The sequence below is a fragment of the Bacteroides acidifaciens genome (genome assembly GCF_903181435.1).
In the GTDB taxonomy this organism is placed as follows: Bacteria; Bacteroidota; Bacteroidia; order Bacteroidales; family Bacteroidaceae; genus Bacteroides.
The window spans coordinates 335,477-353,822 of the sequence record NZ_CAEUHO010000005.1 but is presented as its reverse complement, the minus strand read 5'-3'; the positions used below and the strand labels follow the sequence as shown (position 1 = coordinate 353,822).

At 44.0% G+C, this 18,346-nt stretch carries 7 protein-coding genes, 2 tRNA genes, 3 rRNA genes and 1 pseudogene; 1 reads left to right on the top strand and 12 read right to left on the bottom strand.

Annotated features, from left to right (window positions below; genetic code table 11):
• Positions 1–9: 9 nt before the first annotated feature.
• From CLIN57ABFB40_RS18605 to CLIN57ABFB40_RS18560, 11 genes are all read right to left on the bottom strand, one after another.
• Positions 10–663 carry an ExbD/TolR family protein gene (locus CLIN57ABFB40_RS18605; protein WP_175631437.1) on the bottom strand — a complete coding sequence of 218 codons (654 nt, stop codon included), beginning with the start codon at positions 661–663 and terminating at the stop codon, positions 10–12.
• Between the two features lie 15 nt (positions 664–678).
• The gene (locus CLIN57ABFB40_RS18600) at positions 679–1,284 is read right to left on the bottom strand and encodes an ExbD/TolR family protein (protein WP_167959720.1); all 606 of its coding nucleotides are present in this window, start codon (positions 1,282–1,284) and stop codon (positions 679–681) included.
• Positions 1,285–1,313: 29 nt separating this feature from the next.
• Complete coding sequence (locus CLIN57ABFB40_RS18595; protein WP_175631436.1) at positions 1,314–2,117, bottom strand: MotA/TolQ/ExbB proton channel family protein; 804 nt, start codon at positions 2,115–2,117, stop codon at positions 1,314–1,316.
• Between the two features lie 162 nt (positions 2,118–2,279).
• Positions 2,280–2,723, bottom strand: a complete 444-nt coding sequence (locus tag CLIN57ABFB40_RS20410) for a hypothetical protein (RefSeq protein WP_254871830.1) — start codon at positions 2,721–2,723, stop codon at positions 2,280–2,282.
• A gap of 317 nt (positions 2,724–3,040) precedes the next feature.
• A 5S ribosomal RNA gene (rrf, locus tag CLIN57ABFB40_RS18590) occupies positions 3,041–3,151 on the bottom strand.
• Positions 3,152–3,224: 73 nt separating this feature from the next.
• Positions 3,225–6,106: ribosomal RNA gene (locus CLIN57ABFB40_RS18585) — 23S ribosomal RNA — on the bottom strand.
• Positions 6,107–6,254: 148 nt separating this feature from the next.
• Positions 6,255–6,328: transfer RNA gene (locus tag CLIN57ABFB40_RS18580), tRNA-Ala, on the bottom strand.
• A 16-nt stretch (positions 6,329–6,344) separates the two neighbouring features.
• Positions 6,345–6,418 (bottom strand) — tRNA-Ile (locus CLIN57ABFB40_RS18575).
• Between the two features lie 164 nt (positions 6,419–6,582).
• Positions 6,583–8,111, bottom strand: a 16S ribosomal RNA gene (locus CLIN57ABFB40_RS18570).
• Together the 16S, 23S and 5S rRNA genes with 2 tRNA genes alongside form the textbook arrangement of a ribosomal RNA operon.
• Positions 8,112–10,157: 2,046 nt before the next feature.
• Entirely contained in the window at positions 10,158–12,485 is a 2,328-nt protein-coding gene (locus CLIN57ABFB40_RS18565) for a beta-galactosidase (protein ID WP_175631435.1), read from the bottom strand.
• An 11-nt stretch (positions 12,486–12,496) separates the two neighbouring features.
• Positions 12,497–13,870 (bottom strand): Gfo/Idh/MocA family protein, encoded by a 1,374-nt coding sequence (locus CLIN57ABFB40_RS18560; RefSeq protein ID WP_410489620.1) that lies wholly within the window; start codon positions 13,868–13,870, stop codon positions 12,497–12,499.
• A 242-nt stretch (positions 13,871–14,112) separates the two neighbouring features.
• Between CLIN57ABFB40_RS18560 and CLIN57ABFB40_RS18555 the strand changes: the two genes are divergently transcribed.
• A complete protein-coding gene (locus CLIN57ABFB40_RS18555; RefSeq protein WP_175631567.1) occupies positions 14,113–14,655 on the top strand; it encodes an RNA polymerase sigma factor in 543 nt (180 codons plus the stop codon).
• A gap of 87 nt (positions 14,656–14,742) precedes the next feature.
• Here the strand turns inward: CLIN57ABFB40_RS18555 and CLIN57ABFB40_RS18550 are convergent.
• Positions 14,743–18,312 (bottom strand): annotated as a pseudogene (locus tag CLIN57ABFB40_RS18550) (glycoside hydrolase family 2 TIM barrel-domain containing protein); the annotation flags it as partial.
• Positions 18,313–18,346 lie beyond the last annotated feature (34 nt).

The following is an 18,346-nucleotide window of genomic DNA, read 5'->3' as shown; positions in this document are numbered from 1 at the left end:
GGTGTTACATCATTTATCGGCAAGGTTCTGCGACAACGCCCCCTTAGCATTAAAATTCTTAATCAAGAACTCGTCCGCCTCGGCAATGTCCGTAATCACATACTTACCTATATTACATATCTGCATTTCGTCCAGCGCGTCAATCAGATTCATATAAGAAGCATCATCCGTCGCCTTGATAATCACGGTCGGCGTATCTTTTCCGCTCTTAATTTCGGAAACCTGTTTGCGGTATTCCTCCTCTGAAATCTTTAGGTCCAGCTTCTGCTGCTTCAAAGCTCTCACTTTGTTCACGGCAGCCGCATTCTTCTGAAGAAGTACGGCACGTATTCCGTCGGGTGTGTAACTAGTCTCTTTCAACGAAGTATAATCCTTGTAGTTCGGTTCCCCTTCGTAGTAATAGAGCTTGTTATCCGCTCCCAGCAATAATGTAATTGCCTGCGAAGCCTTCACCATACTCTTCTGTTGTTCAGTAATATTCTTGTCGTTGCTCGGCATGCTAATCTCCATCGTCTGAGGTTTGCTCAGGGTGGTACAAAGCATGAAGAAAGTAATCAGCAACATATTCATATCCACCATCGGGGTAAAGTCCACCCTTACGGCAAATTTCTTCTGTTTGCACTTTCCATTTTTTCCGCCGCTCTCTTGTACTTCAGCACTCATTCTGTTTCCTCCTTTTTATTCTTCAGATTCCGCTTTGAGAGAAGTAATCAGATTATACCGATTCTCCCGCAAATCCTGAAGTGAGTTCATAACGTTCTTTATCACTGAGTATGGAGTCGAAGCATCTGCCTTGATAGCGATACGCAAGTCAGCGTTGGCAAGACGTGCATTGCGCACCCATGACTTAAACTGATTGTCGGTACTATCGCAGGGAATCCCTTCATTTTTGAGAATCTTGTCCCGTTGTTCTTCGGGCAGATCCAGGTATTTCTGCATACTTCTGATAGGTACTCCGAAAGTTGAAGCCAATGTAAACCGCTTCTCCTGTTCGGGAGTAAACTTGATGCCATACTCTTCACCCATGCTCTCCAAAACAGCCTGCATATCCTGCTGTTTGTCGAGGCTCATAAATATTTTTCCGCTTGGATCCACCAGAATCTGGAGCACGTTTGTCTCCGGGATTTTGATTTCCGATACGGAAGCCGGAGTGTTCACCTGCACCGGTTCTTTCTTCACAAATGTTGAAGTCAACATAAAGAAAGTCAGAAGCAGTACGGTAACGTCACTCATAGCGGTCATATCTATGAACGTACTTTTCTTTTTAATTTGCGCTCTACCCATGACTAATAGATTTTAAAGGGTTCGCAGAATTAGTGAGTAGCAGCAAAAGTCTGCACGATAGAGAATCCGACCTCGTCCAGCCCGTAAGTCAGTTTGTCAATTTTGTTAGTGAAGTAGTTGTAAGAGATTACAGCCAGAGCACCGGTCAAGATACCGAAAGCAGTGTTAATCAAAGCCTCGGAAATACCTTGCGACAATGCCATGGAGTCGGCACCACCACCGGCGGACAGAGCGGCAAACGAACGGATCATACCGATTACAGTACCGAGCAATCCCATCAATGTACCCAATGTGGTAATGGTAGCGATAATCGGAAGATTCTGTTGCATCATAGGCATCTCCAGCGCGGTAGCTTCTTCCAGTTCTTTTTGGATGGCCAGCAGTTTTTGTTCCTTAGGCAAAGTTGTGTTCCTTTCCATTTCTTCATACTTGCGTAAAGTAGAAGTAACGACATTAGCAACAGAGCCCTGTTGCTTGTCACAGATTTCCTGTGCTTTCTTAATATCTCCGGCAGCCAGGGCAGCTTTGATATTAGTAACGAATTTAGCCAAAGAACCTTTTCCGAAAGCAGAACGAAGAGCAAAATAGCGTTCGATACTCAATGCGAGCACGGTCAACAACAATGTCTGAATGACAGGCACAATAATACCACCTTTGTAGATAGTACCCAGAAAGTTTCCGGGCAACGGATGGTTGTTCGGATCATTGTTCATAAAGTTGGACGGATTTCCCAACAGGAAATGGTAAATACACACTGCCAGAATAAAACAGCAGATAATTACGATACCGGCATTTTTTATACCTACAACTTGAGTTTTTTTAGTAGTTTCCATAATAAGTTTTTTGTTAAGATATTAATTTTAGTTATTTAGAAAAATTCAAATGATTAGACACACTGCGCTACAGACCCTGCGACTTTTTGAACATAAAAAAGGAGCACAGTTCATACAGAGGTACGAAAAGTAAATGAATACGAGTAAAAACGGGTGAGAATACTAAATAAGGATACGTCTTAGAGCGAACACATAGTAGTCGCTACAGATAATGGAGTAATGTGGATCCTTATCCGAATAATAAGATTTACTTTGATCTAATACAAGTGAATTTTCTCTTAACAAAGAGAACTTATGCATAGCGTCTTTTAAAGAGTCATTTATTTCGATGATTCTACGCAGACGATAGTGATTAGCATTTGTTTCAGTAACCGGCTTAAAGCCCAATTCAACGTCCGAAATAGACAAAGACTGAGAGTTGTCATACCCCACAGAGTGGCTATTGACAGAAGAGCATTGATGAGTAGAGGAAGTTGATTCAGAGAATTGACAAGAGGAAGAAACACATGCTGAAATACAAGAAGATGAATTCCCAGCATTTCCACTTATGCTAAAGGATAGCATCAGCAGAAGAAAAGCTAATATGAGTTTCGGGGAAGCTTTCATTGTATTTTAGTTGTTTATTATTGTCCTTCTGACATCGCGACAAATGTAGCAATTAAATGCATATGTTTGTCGTTGTTCACATCATTTATACTATTAAGTTTAACTCTACTATTAAAACAAGCCTAAGAGGATTTTGTTCTTTAAGAAAGTAATTTTATGTCTTAAAAAAGATTTAATACTTGAACAGAAAGGAAATACGAATTGCATACATAGTAATTATACGCACGAGATGTATAAATAGGAAGAGCAAACTAGGAAAGTGTATAAACACAGAAATCCCCTTGACTCATTACTGAATCAAGGGGACTCTTCTTCAAAAACGGCGGCTACCTACTCTCCCACTGTTACGCAGTACCATCGGCGTGACGAGGCTTAACTTCTCTGTTCGGAATGGGAAGAGGTGGAACCCTCGTGCTATAACCACCTGAATAAGGTTATGACATGATGAAAAAGTAAAATCAGCAACAGCTAAACGTATATATCGCGACACGTACAAGCTTGATAAGAAAGTGGACGGGCAATTAGTAATGCTCGGCTATGATGTTACCACCTTTACACCTGCATCCTATCAACGTCATCGTCTTTGACGACCCTAAGAAATCTAATCTTGTGGCTGGCTTCGTACTTAGATGCTTTCAGCACTTATCCAATCCCGACTTAGATACCCAGCGATGCACCTGGCGGCACAACTGGTAAACCAGCGGTCAGTCCAACACGGTCCTCTCGTACTAGTGTCAGAGCCACGCAAATTTCATACGCCCACGATAGATAGAGACCGAACTGTCTCACGACGTTCTGAACCCAGCTCGCGTGCCACTTTAATGGGCGAACAGCCCAACCCTTGGGACCTTCTCCAGCCCCAGGATGTGACGAGCCGACATCGAGGTGCCAAACCCCTCCGTCGATATGAGCTCTTGGGAGGGATCAGCCTGTTATCCCCGGAGTACCTTTTATCCTTTGAGCGATGTCCCTTCCATGCGGAAACACCGGATCACTATGCTCTAGTTTCCTACCTGATCGACGTGTCTGTCTCCCAGTCAAGCGCCCTTATGCCATTACACTCTACTGACGGTTACCAATCGTCATGAGGGCACCTTTAGAAGCCTCCGTTACACTTTTGGAGGCGACCACCCCAGTCAAACTACCCACCAAACAGTGTCCCCGCATCCACGGGTTAGAACTCAAATAATCAAAGGGCCGTATTTCAACAGCGACTCCACACAAACTGGCGTCTGCGCTTCAAAGTCTCCGGCCTATCCTACACATCAATTACCCAAATTCAATGTTAAGCTATAGTAAAGGTTCACGGGGTCTTTTCGTCCCATCGCGGGTAATCGGCATCTTCACCGATACTACAATTTCACTGAGCTCACGGTTGAGACAGTGTCCAGATCATTACACCATTCGTGCAGGTCGGAACTTACCCGACAAGGAATTTCGCTACCTTAGGACCGTTATAGTTACGGCCGCCGTTTACTGGGGCTTCAATTCAATGCTTCTCTTGCGATGACATCTCCTCTTAACCTTCCAGCACCGGGCAGGTGTCAGGCTGTATACGTGATCTTTCAATTTGGCACAGCCCTGTGTTTTTGTTAAACAGTTGCCTGGACCTATTCTCTGCGCCCTACGTCGCCGTAGGGACCCTTTATCCCGAAGTTACAGGGTCAATTTGCCTAGTTCCTTAACCGTGAATCACTCAAGCGCCTTAGTATATTCAACCCGACTACGTGTGTCCGTTTGCGGTACGGGTACCTCAAAGATTAAGTTTAGCGGATTTTCTTGGGAGTATGTTTACACGCACTATTACCGCATTCCGAAGAATTTAGTATACTATCAGGTTCGACTCTTATCCTGGATTTGCCTGGGATAATCAACGTCTACACCCTTCAACGGACTATTCCGTCAGTCCGCGACGCTGTCACTGCTCCGTCTCCACGTCACTCCTTGAGGTAGTACAGGAATATTAACCTGTTCTGCCATCGGCCTCACCGTTCGGCTGAGCCTTAGGACCCGACTAACCCTGATCCGATTAGCGTTGATCAGGAAACCTTAGTCTTTCGGCGAGGGGGTTTCTCACCCCCTTTATCGTTACTTATACCTACATTTGCTTTTCCACACGCTCCAGCAAAGCTCACGCTTCACCTTCAACGCAGAGTGGAATGCTCCCCTACCGATGTTTGCACATCCCATAGCTTCGGTAAATTGCTTGATGCCCGATTATTATCCACGCCAAACTCCTCGACTAGTGAGCTGTTACGCACTCTTTAAATGAATGGCTGCTTCCAAGCCAACATCCTAGCTGTCTTAGCAATCTGACTTCGTTAGTTCAACTTAGCAATTATTTGGGGACCTTAGCTGATGGTCCGGATTCTTCTCCTTTAGGACATGGACCTTAGCACCCATGCCCTCACTCCTGTGATAGGACTAATGCGCATTCGGAGTTTATCAAGACTTGATAGGCGGTGAAGCCCTCGCATCTTATCAGTCGCTCTACCTCACATTAGTAACTCACAAGGCTGCACCTAAATGCATTTCGGGGAGTACGAGCTATCTCCAAGTTTGATTAGCCTTTCACCCCCACCCTCAGGTCATCCGGAAGCTTTTCAACGCTTATCGGTTCGGTCCTCCAGTTAGTGTTACCTAACCTTCAACCTGCCCAAGGGTAGATCACTTGGTTTCGCGTCTACTCCTTCCGACTTATCGCCCTGTTCAGACTCGCTTTCGCTTCGGCTACAAATCTCTAGATTCTTAACCTTGCCGGAAAAAGTAACTCGTAGGTTCATTATGCAAAAGGCACGCCGTCACTGCTTAAGCAGCTCCGACCGCTTGTAGGCGCATGGTTTCAGGGACTATTTCACTCTTCTGTTCGAAGTGCTTTTCACCTTTCCTTCACAGTACTGGTTCGCTATCGGTCTCTCGGGAGTATTTAGCCTTACCGGATGGTCCCGGCAGATTCACGCAAGATTTCTCGTGTCCCGCGCTACTCAGGATACCACTACGCTTCGTTTGGCTTCGAATACCGGACTATCACCGTCTATGGTTTCATTTTCCAAAGAATTCTTCTCACCAAATTTCGTGCGACATCGTGGTCCTACAACCCCAATGTTGCCGTAACAACATTGGTTTGGGCTAATCCCCGTTCGCTCGCCACTACTTGGGGAATCATTATTATTTTCTTTTCCTACAGGTACTAAGATGTTTCAGTTCCCTGCGTTAGCCTCCATCTAGGATGGATGACATTCCTTCAGAATGTCGGGTTGTCCCATTCGGAAATCTTCGGATCAAAGGTTATTTGCACCTGCCCGAAGCTTATCGCAGCTTATCACGTCCTTCATCGCCTCCGAGAGCCAAGGCATCCGCCATGCGCCCTTGCTTACTTTCTTTCAAACTGACTTCTTAGCGTATGGAGGAATGCTTGCGCAATCTTGATACGTTAAGAACGTACGGTTCGATATATACTTTTAGCTCTTTACTAAAATTTTACTTTTTTGTTATCATCATGTCAAAGATCGTTTCTCTTTTCAGAGACTGTGGAGAATAACGGATTCGAACCGTTGACCCTCTGCGTGCAAGGCAGATGCTCTAGCCAGCTGAGCTAATCCCCCGTAAGAGTTTTCGGAGTAGTCCCAGGCAGAGTTGAACTGCCGACCTCTACATTATCAGTGTAGCGCTCTAACCAACTGAGCTATAGGACTAGTTCAACCTTGTCTACCTGTTGCGTTAGACTCGGCTTCTTTTTTCTCTTGTTTATCTCTATCTATAATTGCTATAGACGCTCGATCTATATATTATAAATAAACAAGTACCAGTAGTACAAAAACAGAACCTTGAAAAGTCATTTCGAACGACATCGCTCCAGAAAGGAGGTGTTCCAGCCGCACCTTCCGGTACGGCTACCTTGTTACGACTTAGCCCCAATTACCAGTTTTACCCTAGGACGCTCCTCGCGGTTACGTACTTCAGGTACCCCCGGCTTTCATGGCTTGACGGGCGGTGTGTACAAGGCCCGGGAACGTATTCACCGCGCCATGGCTGATGCGCGATTACTAGCGAATCCAGCTTCACGAAGTCGGGTTGCAGACTTCGATCCGAACTGAGAGAGGTTTTTGGGATTAGCATCCTGTCACCAGGTAGCTGCCTTCTGTACCCCCCATTGTAACACGTGTGTAGCCCCGGACGTAAGGGCCGTGCTGATTTGACGTCATCCCCACCTTCCTCACATCTTACGACGGCAGTCTCTCCAGAGTCCTCAGCATGACCTGTTAGTAACTAAAGATAAGGGTTGCGCTCGTTATGGCACTTAAGCCGACACCTCACGGCACGAGCTGACGACAACCATGCAGCACCTTCACACCTGCCTTGCGGCTAACATGTTTCCACGTTATTCAGGTGCAATTTAAGCCCGGGTAAGGTTCCTCGCGTATCATCGAATTAAACCACATGTTCCTCCGCTTGTGCGGGCCCCCGTCAATTCCTTTGAGTTTCACCGTTGCCGGCGTACTCCCCAGGTGGAATACTTAATGCTTTCGCTTGGCCGCTTGCTGTATATCGCAAACAGCGAGTATTCATCGTTTACTGTGTGGACTACCAGGGTATCTAATCCTGTTTGATACCCACACTTTCGAGCCTCAGTGTCAGTTGCAGTCCAGTGAGCTGCCTTCGCAATCGGAGTTCTTCGTGATATCTAAGCATTTCACCGCTACACCACGAATTCCGCCCACCTCTACTGTACTCAAGACTGCCAGTTTCAACTGCAATTTTACGGTTGAGCCGCAAACTTTCACAACTGACTTAACAATCCACCTACGCTCCCTTTAAACCCAATAAATCCGGATAACGCTCGGATCCTCCGTATTACCGCGGCTGCTGGCACGGAGTTAGCCGATCCTTATTCATATGGTACATACAAAATTCCACACGTGGAAAACTTTATTCCCATATAAAAGAAGTTTACAACCCATAGGGCAGTCATCCTTCACGCTACTTGGCTGGTTCAGACTCTCGTCCATTGACCAATATTCCTCACTGCTGCCTCCCGTAGGAGTTTGGACCGTGTCTCAGTTCCAATGTGGGGGACCTTCCTCTCAGAACCCCTATCCATCGTTGTCTTGGTGGGCCGTTACCCCGCCAACTAACTAATGGAACGCATCCCCATCTCATACCGAAATTCTTTAATAATCCGATCATGCGAAAGGACTATGCCATCGGGTATTAATCTTTCTTTCGAAAGGCTATCCCCGAGTATGAGGCAGGTTGGATACGTGTTACTCACCCGTGCGCCGGTCGCCATCTTTAGTTTGCAAGCAAACTAAAATGCTGCCCCTCGACTTGCATGTGTTAAGCCTGTAGCTAGCGTTCATCCTGAGCCAGGATCAAACTCTTCATTGTAAAAGTATTGTTAATCTGCCGTTAGGCAGGTTTTTGCTCTGTTCAGGATGCCGTACAATTTATTGACTCTTTTCAATTACCTGTGTTTCACTTGTATTGCTACATGGGAAACAAGTATTGACGGTTCTATTTTTTAACTTGTACTACTTGTATTGTTTATCAATATTTCAAAGAACTTGTCGCTTTCGTTTCAAAAGCGGGTGCAAAGGTAAGAGGTTTTATTTTAACTGCCAAACTTTTTTGGAAGTTTTTTTTGTTTTTTCTTTTCAACTCGTTTCTCAGGCTCTCTTGCGAAAGGGAAAGAATAATCATAAAAGAAAAAAAGCAAAACCGCTTTCTTTGCGAATCGGACTGCAAAGATAAGAACTTTTATTTATTTATTCCAAACTTTTTCGGAACTTTTTTTGTTTTTATCGTTAAGCGGTCCTGCGCTTTGTACACTAAGTCATTTTATCAAGGCTTTCTTCTCTTGGAAAGCGGGTGCAAAAGTACGCCCTTTTCATATATGCTCCAAATATATTCTGCTCTTTTTTCTAATTATTTTTGAATGTTTATGCTAACTCGTTGATTGATAATGATGTTGTAGAACATGTTTTTTAATAAAGGGACAGGAGTGTGAGGGGACGGGAAAGAAAGGACACCTTATTATATTCACACGTGCGCGTAAAGCGCGCACGAAGAGAGAAAGAAGAGAGAATGAAAAAGGATAGGAGAAGAATCCAAAGAACGACTTTCACAAGCAGACAGAAGATTCAGGAACTCCATACTGAAAAAACGGATAGGGTTACGAAAACTTATTCAGAGGCATAACATGGAATGAAATATGGAGGAATAGAAGATTTATTATTCCATAAGCAAACTGACTAGTTCTCCTAGTGATACATAGGCACACATGAAAAGATTCCGTTCCTACTAGAAACTATTTCGAAAAATCATTTCTCATATTCTCATAGTTTACATAGCAAACATCTATTAATCAACAATATAACACCATGAGAAATAAAATAAGAAACGGCATTTCTCATGGTTTTTATGCCATTTTGCCTCAACAACCATGTATTTCTCATACTTATTTAAATCATTTCTCATTAGGCATAAAACAGCATGAACCGGATTTGAAGAATCTGAAACATTTATTATGCACTTGAAAAAGGTATGGAGAACCGTTCAATAAAATATCTGCGGAAAAACTAAAAGACCAGGAAACAATAATCGGCTTCAAGGCAAGTAGCAACAAGGATAGCACTTAATTACACATTATCAAGCAGTTATCAAGATGATAAAGAACGACATACGTATGTTTTTCTATAAGCATTTCTATCGTTGCACTCCAGTACACAGGCTTGTGCACTTTAGTGCACATACCTAAGCACTCTAGTGCACAAACCTGTGTACTGGAGTGCAACAAGATAGATGGCTATAGAAAAACATAACAATGATTAATCAAAAACATAGAGACAACAGGTGAACGGCATAAAAACAAGCTATAAAACACAGGAAGTGGATAGGAAGTTGACAGAAAGTTGGTAGAAAGTCAGCAAGGAATTAGCAGAAAATTGGCAGGGAGCCGACAAAAGGCTGATGGGTTGACTGGCGAAAAAGCCAAAGAAAAGAAGAACATTGAATCGGGCAAAATCAGAAAAGAAATACAAGGGTAATGGATGAGAAATACGATAAAAAAGAGAGAAAAACTATGAAAATAAGACTAAAGCCAATGAGAAACGGTTGAAATAGGTATGAGAAACACATGGTTTTTGAGGCAAAATGGCTGAAAAACAATGAGAAATGCCGTTTCTTATTTTATTTCTCATGCTGATATATTATTGATTAACAACACATTGACTTATAAACAATGAGAACATGAGAAATGAAAATGAAAAATCGTTTCTAGTATGGATTTAAGTTTTTCTGTAGTCTCCCGCTCTGCCTGAGCTTATCTGGTAAGAAAATAAACTTCAAACATTTACCCTTTCCGCACGCCAATCCCTAAAAACAAAGAGATTAAACGTGGAAAAGGGTAAATGTGAGATGATTCAATCCGGCAATCTATTGACGGAACAAAAAGAATTGCGGACGAGTATATAGCTGTATATCTTTTACTTTACCGGATAAGAACGAGCCTTCACGCACTTTCACCCGTAGGGCAGAAACTTTATATATCTCCTTCATGTCAATAATAATCTGATGAGGATGGTCAGAACCGACAGTCGGATCTGTGTGCCAAAATGAAGAGACATCGCCATCGTATAAGTTCTCTCCTACTCCCAAATTTTTATCAGACAGTTCACTACTTACATAGACAACTTCCCATTTTGTCTTATCAATCGCCTGTCCCTTATCGTCCAATAACTCGACTTCTGAAATACAAGCCTGATTGTCATCGGTATAAGAAGAAAGCGTTTCGATGCAAAAATGGCGTAATGTTGTGGCAACGGGAAATTCAAATAGCTGCCATTCATTAGATTCCTGTACGGTGGCTTTCAGCGCAATATCTCCCTTTTCAAGAATGGGAGTTCCTTGGACGATACGGCGTTGTCCCTGTTGGTAGTTCTTATCCACTCCCAAGCTGTCGAGTATCGGTTGGTTCAAACCTTGCAAAGAACGGTTTCCGGCATCTTCCATTTCAAAAACAACGATTTCATTCTCCCCTTCTTTCAGCCAGGGAGCAGGCACGTATAAAGTCTGCTGCGGGCCGATGTTCCAAAAACGTCCGAGTGATTTTCCATTTACCCAAACAGCGCCTTTTCCCCATTGGCTCATATCGACAAAACAATCCCCTTTCTTTTGAAGGTTGAATACGCCCTTATGGAAAGCCGGAACTCCACGCACCGGTTCGCCGAAATTCAGTTCGGACACCTTTTCTTTATAAAGAGGAAGCGGAGTAATAGACCATCCGGTCAGTTTTTCATCTCCCCATAGCACTTGGTTTGTAATCCCTTTGCGGTTGAACTGTATATCAGGGCCATAGTTGACGCGACCAGTGTTTTCCACCAATATCTCCAAGACGGCAGGCGCCTGTGGAATATCCAATAGTACATTATTCTGATTGTAACGGCGGTCCAGGCTTGCCACCTGTTTTCCATTCACCAGAATCACGGCATAATCACGCAAATCCTGTATAATCATTTTTTGTTTGCCGGCCTTGTTGATAGTGGTCTGATAATGTATATAACCAAAATCAACTCCCAAATCTTCCATCGAGAGCACATTCTCCGATTCGGTAGTCTGATGGAAAGCCGCTTTTAGCGGAGCACTCTCTTTCAGTTCAATCGCAGCGAAGGACGTTGTCGGATTATCGGCAGGCACATCAGGCAATACCGTTCCTTCGGGCAAATACTTCTGAATCACTTCCCTGAAAGCATGATATTTCGGGTAACAGTTTCCCCATTCGCCCAAAGGCGCGTCATAATCATAGCTTGTGGGTTGCGGACGATAGCCCCCAGCTGTATTCGCACCGTTCGTATACCAGAAGTTTGTTCCTCCGTGAAACATATACATACTGACGGACACACCATGTCCCAGCATCCAATCCAGTTGCTCCGCCGGACGTTTATAATCGACCGTCGAATGATGCTGTCCCCATACGTCGAACCATGCCGGATAAAATTCCGCTACAAAATACGGGCCGCCGGGATGATATTTATCCACAATCTTAAAGATATCTTCGCTGAACACTCCGTTCAATGTGGGCAACGCCCCGTCGATATGCCCGGCCTCAACCTGTCCGCCACCGTCACAAGTAAACAACGGGACATTGAATCCTGCCTCCTTTATCATATCGCGGAGAGCAGCCAGATATTCCTTATCCGCATCGTAAGAGCCATACTCGTTTTCCACCTGTACCATCAGTATATTCCCGCCATTGTTGATAGTCAGCGGAGCCAGTTGTTCACCGAGCGCCTTTATATACCGTTCGCAATATTGCAGGAAACGGGCGTCCTTGCTGCGGTAGACCATATCCTTTTCTTTCAGCAGCCAGGAAGGATAACCGCCGAAGTCCCACTCCGCACATACATAAGGTCCCGGACGGAGAATCACATACAAGCCTTCTTCCTGTGCCAGGCGTACAAACTCGGCAACATCCGCCTGCCCGCTGAAGTCAAACTCACCGGGCTGACGCTCGTGAAAATTCCAGAATACATAAACCGAAATAGTGTTCAGTCCCATCGCACGGGCTCTTTGCAACCGGTCGCGCCAGTATTCGTGAGGGATACGGGGATAATGCATCTCCCCGCAAATCAACTGTACATCCTTACCATTGACAACAAAGGTCCCTTCATCTATCCTGATACGTTCTTTCGGAGAAAAACAGCCCCCCGAAAGAAACGGTATCAACAAACAAAGCAGAATTTTATAAAGTCGTTGTTTATTCATCTGTCCCCCTCTTATTTTACAAAAGCATGTTGATATTTAGAAACCTTGTTCCATCCGCCGCGTGTAAAATCGGGAACTGCCACCGGAGCCGAATTATTCTCAATGGAAAGACGGGTCAGCTCCGCCATGCAGCACCATTCCGCCAAATCATAGACATCCATATCCAGCGGCAACCCATTGCGCAAGCAATAAACCAGACGATAATCCATTATATAATCCATACCACCATGACCACCGACTTTCTTGGCTGTCTCTTCCAGTTCCACATGGATAGGATGCTTGTACGCGTTCATCATTGCCACTTTCGCTTCCTCGGGCATAGCACCGTGAGCGTTCAGGTTCTCATGATTAAGCACCATGTTCGTATCCACCTGCTCGGGACGCAGGCAATATTCCTCAACCGGATATTTGCTGGCGTATCCGTCGGTGCCGACCAACTGATACATACGGCTATAAGGACGCGGAGTCATCACATTGTGCTGGATAAGCATCGTCTTACCGTTTTCGGTACGAATCACGGTAGTAGTCTGGTCGCCGTTCTGAAAGTCTTTCACTTCTTCGCCTGTCGTTTTCCGGATATATGCCGGACCGTTCACAGCCTTTGTATCCATCGACACCAGCGTTTTCATACGGTCGCCCCGATGAATATCAAGCAATTGGCAGGCAGGCCCGATACCGTGTGTAGCATATACGTCGCCACGGTTGTTGCGATTGTAGTCCATACGCCAATTATTCCAATAAGACGACCAATAATCTTCCAGATTGTGGATATACGCCCCTTCGACATGCAGAATCTCACCAAACACGCCCCGTTGAGCCATGTTCAATGTGGTAAGTTCAAAGAAATCATACACGCAGTTTTCCAGTTGCATACAGTGCTTACGAGTCTTTTCGGAAGTATTGATGAGAGCCCATATTTCTTCCAATGTCATAGCGGCAGGCACTTCAATGGCTACATGTTTTCCGTGTTCCATTGCATAAATACCCATTTCGGCATGATGTCTCCAGTCTGTCGCCACATAGACAAGGTCGATATCATCCCTGTCACATAACTGTTTCCATGAATTTTCATCCCCATAATAAGCAGTAGCTTCCGGCAGGCCGGCTTCACGCAGGATATTCTGCGCATTTTCCACACAATCCTGGCGAATGTCGCATAAAGCCTTAATCTGTGTCCCCGGAATATGCGTGAAACGGGCGACAGCTCCCGGTCCGCGTATCCCCAGTCCGATGAATCCGACACGTACCGTATCAATTTTGGGAGCAGTCAGCCGAATCACGTCCTCCTGTCCGGCAGGACGTACCGGCGTTTCCACCACGATAGGCTGAACCGCCTCTCCTTTCTTTTGCTTACACGCTGCAAAGGCGATAAACAAAAATACCATTGTTAAACTGAAAAATATCTTTTTCATAATCCTTAATCCTTATTGCTTATAATAAATTAGTTTAGTCACATTCTTCTCAAAAATTATTGATTGCTTTCCGGGCTTTGTCCACCATTTGTTCCGCGGGGGTATCGGTCAGACGTTCCAGACGGAAGTCCGACAATATCTGTCCAATCCGTTTCAACTTGGCAGGATGGTTCCTGAATTCAGCTTTCAGGATACGTACCTTCTCAAAGTCCTGAATTCCTATAACTTATCTATTACGACAAATCAGTGAAGGAAATGCTTCCTGTTTTGAAAAGATGTATAAGCGGTACTTTAAGAAATGTTATTCAATTGCATTATATTTCGTTCAGTCAACCTCTTCCGCCGAGGATGTATTATCTGATGTTTTCCTCACTTTATGGAATAAACGTGAGAACCTGAAAGATGTGAAAGACTGGGATTCTTATTTATTTATAACGGTCAAGAATCATGCTATCACATTTTTAGAGAAAAATCGTCAGGATAACCTAAGTTCTATTGACCAATTTACAATAGAGATAGCGGGAAACGAACTTACACCGGAAGAAAAACTGCTGAAAAAAGACATGGAAGAAAATATGCAGCAAGCCATCCAACAACTGCCAGAAAAAACCAGAATCGTTTATTGTATGGCAAAGGAAGAATATATGAGCTATAAACAAATCAGCGAAGCGCTGGACATATCCGAAAGAACTGTCAATACGCACATGACAACAGCTATCCGCAAATTGACGGAAAGCCTGCAAAAATACTTTAGATAACCGCCGGACGTTTCATGCACAAAACTCTGTGCGAAACCGGTGGTAGCCACTGCTACACACAATGCAGCAGTGACTGTTAAAAATCAAAATGTACTTTTCATGTTTCACTTTTTTCAAAATGATTCCGCCGGCACGTAAAGGTATCGGTGCTTTATATTCCTGAGGTTTTCCTCCATTCACCGTATATTGAATAGTGCCCGCTTTCTGCCCGGAAGTGATCTCCACTGTTCCGGCACGGTCACGGGTTATGGACAGGGGAAGTTCTCCTGAAGGTTCGACTGCAGCGATAGCAGATAAATCCGTACCCGATGGGCGTATGATGAATCCCATGTTATGATGTCCGGCATACACACAGTCTTTTGCCAAAGGAACCGGACCGCAGCTATTCCCCCCTAATCCTGTTACGGCACAATCCAGATATAAATACGTATCACCTGCTGCAGGTAGTTGATACGGATGGGATGCCAGAATCATATCCAAAGACGAGTAAGGCAAAGCAGATACAGACAACCGGCCGGTAGCAATAAAAACAGCCCCTTTATGTTGCGAATCGGTCAATGCACACCAACGGACATCTTCATGATTACCCATATTCTGCGGTTTGGGGAAATTTATAAATTCATTGGCAACCTTATTTTTATGTATTTCTATAAACTGGCTGCTTTTACGATCGGAATAATTATCAATAGGCCCGCGACCATAATATGTGAAATCTCCAAATTTCCGGGGTACTTTCATCACATAACCCAAGCGCGGCAAAGCCAAATTCGGCCGGTTGGAAGTTATACTGGCTTCCAACTCAATAGAGCCGTCTTGATAGACTGTCCATATCTGATTGGTTACGAATTTAAAGTCATCACTTTCGAAAGGCCTGTCGGAACGCTCCTCAATCCGGTTCTTGCCGGAATACATGCCTCCACTGATAAACGCACCGTTAGGTGCTTGTGACTCTACCGTAAAAGATAATATGACCGAGCCATTTTCCTGCGCTTGTATATAATGACTGATTGCCTTATGCCGAAGATTATGCAGTCCGTTATCAAACCAAGAGGAAAAAAACCAATTGTCATTATTGACAAAAGCTCTCAAAGCATTTAATTCAGGACCGTTCCCTTCTGTTATGATAAATTCGCCATTATATTTCAAACTATAAATGCTTCCGGCAGATTTGTCGAACGTTACTTCAAATCCGGCGCCTTTGACAGATACAATATTCTCTCCCGACTTTATACCGGAAAGTTCCAATTTCTTTCCGGATGAAGCTACCTCGCTTATCGCCGGGCGGCTACCGGCTTCTTTTATCAGAAGTTGTTCTTCCGCTACTACATAACCTTTATCCGCCCAAGGCATCTTTTCCTTCAAACAGAATTGGATTTTCAAGAAATATTCTGATTGTCCGGACAGGGATTGATGCACGTATGGAACGGTGACAAGTTTCCTCGTCCGCGGAGCTACACTTCCCAAGGATACAATATCTGATTTTATTTCTTTCCCATTCTCATAAAGCGAATATTTCACCAGATAATCTGCAAGGTCCTTAAAATAGTATTTATTGAAGACCTCTAATATTCCTTTTTCTATATCAACAACTTTTATCCCTATATGCTGATATACTTTCTTTACTTCGTAATATTGAGGCTTTGGCTCCAAATCACCGAACATGATTCCATTCATAACAAATTGCCCGTCATTCGGTACATCTCCAAAATCACCGCCATAAGCCAGATAACGAGCTCCGGTTGCCGGATCATAATTGTATAGAGACTGGTCTACCCAATCCCAGATAGCTCCTCCACACAGAAAATTAGTTGATTCGATTGCTTCCCAATAACTGGCAAGATTACCACAGGCATTCCCCATTGAATGTGCATATTCGGAAATATGGAACGGATATTTTATATCATACTTTCCTTGTGCCGCCCCACTGACCCAATCTACAGAAGGATATTGATTGGAGCCCATATCGACTATATCATTATTCCGTTCATACTGTACGGGACGCGAAGTGTCGAATTTCTTCAACGCCCGACAGGCGGCAACGAAATTATTTCCTGGTCCTCCCTCATTGCCTAACGACCAAATCACAATAGACGGATTATTAACATTGCTATGTACCATCTCCATTACACGTGCAATATGCGCTTTCTCCCATTCTATCGGATGAGAAAGAGAAGCTTCTTCATAGCGGAATTCATGTGACTCCAGATTAGCCTCATCCTCCAGATAAATTCCGTATTTATTGCAGAGATGATACCAATAAGGGTCGTCCGGATAATGGGAGTTTCGTACATGATTAATATTGGCCCGCTTCATCAGCATAATCTCCTTTTCCATTATCTCCCGTGAAACAGTATGTCCGGTAGACGGAGTGGATTCATGACGATTAACACCTTTCAACTTTACCGTCTTACCGTTCACATAGTAATATCGTCCTGCCAGCCCAAACTCATCCTCTGAGGCCGGTGTATCCCTGATTTCCACTTTACGAAAACCGACAAGAGTCGAAACTGTCTCTAGCGTCCGGTTCTTTTTGTCTTTCAATTCTGCTACCAATGTATAGCAATAGGGAAATTCGGCCGACCATTTCCGAGGTGTTTTCACTTGAAACACTGTTTGTATGTCTGCCGATTCTCCCGGCACAACTTCTTTTACAACTGTTGACAGCAGGTTGTCGACCAATGTATTCTCGTCAGAATAGAGTTTATTGGCATATAGTGAATAATAAATCTTATAGCCTTTAACCGCCTTCTTATCAAGATTACGGATTTCCGCCTTAATCGTCAAAGAGCCGTCCGAAAAGTTTTCGTCCAAATCGGGAATAGCTACCAAATCACGGATGTGCACCTTCGGCACTGCATGCAAAGATACTGTGCGAAAAATGCCCGGAAGACGAAACATATCCTGAGCTTCCAGAAATGAACCGTCGGAATTGCGATACACTTCGGCAGCAACTACGTTTTTACCTTTCCGCAAGTAAGGAGTGATATTAAAACTAGCCGTATTACGGGAATTTTTGGAGAAACCTATATAGTGACCGTTAATCCAAAGATAGAAGAAAGAATCTACGCCATCAAAATTAATGAATACTTCACGTTCCTTCCAATCCTCCGGAATATCAAACTCACGACGATAAGAGCCAACCTCGTTACGGTGCTTATAAGTAGCCCAATGGGTTGGCGGGGTACGCATCACGCCATTTTTCCAGTCACCTATTTCTACATGCTGTACGAAGATTACAGATTGGTTCACATAAACAGGTGTGCCGTACTTCTGACTTCCATCTTTCTGAATTCCATAAATATTCCAATTGGAAGGCACAGAAATCAAATCCCAGGAACTGACATCAAATTCGGGCTGATAAAACTCTTTCGGACGCATTTCAGGAGCAGGAGCCCAATGAAACTTCCAATCTCCATCCAGAGATTTCCAATATTTACTATTTTCCGGCAACACTTTCCGGGCACTCTCAAGATTGGAAAAAGAAAAGAAATAAGCATGCGGCTGCTCCTTGTTCAATGCCAGTTGTTCGGGAGATTCCCATTCGTTTCCATTTGGAGCAGGTGATGATGCATAAGCAAAACCTTTTAAAGGTTCGTTTGCTAGAGCTTGTACAGTTAATGCGCTATACAATACAGTAGTTAACAAAATTCTGTGCATGGTATTTTCAGGTTGTTCTGATAATAAAGACACA